Annotated in this window: 1 protein-coding gene; it reads left to right on the forward strand. The window is 61.7% G+C overall.

Features of this window, described 5'->3' with window-relative positions; genetic code table 11:
• On the forward strand, positions 1-729 hold a 729-nt coding region (locus tag A3736_RS05485), incomplete at its 5' end, for a hypothetical protein (protein ID WP_067680230.1).
• Between the last annotated feature and the right edge of the window lie 56 nt (positions 730-785).

Raw genomic sequence — 785 nt, forward strand, 5'->3', positions numbered from 1 at the left:
GATCGATCCGCAACCAGTCCGTGGCAGCGGGTGATCGTCTGCGACTTCGAGTTTCTCTACGATATGGACGCCTTCAAGCGTTACCAGGTGGCCGAGAACGACGCTACGCAAGGCTTCGTCCGCTGGCCGTTCCACCGGATCGTCGCGGGCGCATGGTGTGTTCTGACCATATCGCCGGACATGGATCGACCTGTGGTCACCAATGTCGAGGTGATTACAGATCAGCCCGAGGAGGACATTGTCGGCGCGTTCTTCACCCTATGCTCGGCGTTTCAGGACGCCAGGATCATCAGCTGGGGAGGCGAAGCAAAGGACTTTCTATGCCTGAAGCGCGCAGCGATGGAACGCGGCATGGTCCTGCCGCTGCAACTGCGCGATCCGGCACCGTTCGCGCGTACCCGGCTTGACCTCTCTAGCGCGGTGCGATCGCTCGGCCATTACGTCCATCTTCCGGAGTTTTGCGAGGCCATCGGCGTGGCATCGAAGCCGATGCCCTCAAAGGATATCTCGCTCGCGGTCAGGTATGGCGCATGGGACCATGTGGAGACACAGGTCGTGGCTGACGTCTGCACGATCACACAGGTGGCCTGGCGCTATTTTCTTGCGACCGGGGCGGCCTCTGGTGCGCCTGATGCTGGTGACGACGCAGTCCTTGCGGCGCTAACCGATCGGTTTCCCACCAATTCTTGGCTGGCTAAGATGGCCGAGCCGCAACGATTGGCGGCATAAGTGACAGACAGCTCGCCGCCTTGCGGTTCAAGGCGGCGGGCATCCGCCGGTTCCCG

The sequence above is a fragment of the Erythrobacter sp. HI0063 genome, from assembly GCF_001635685.1.
Classification (GTDB): domain Bacteria; phylum Pseudomonadota; class Alphaproteobacteria; order Sphingomonadales; family Sphingomonadaceae; genus Qipengyuania.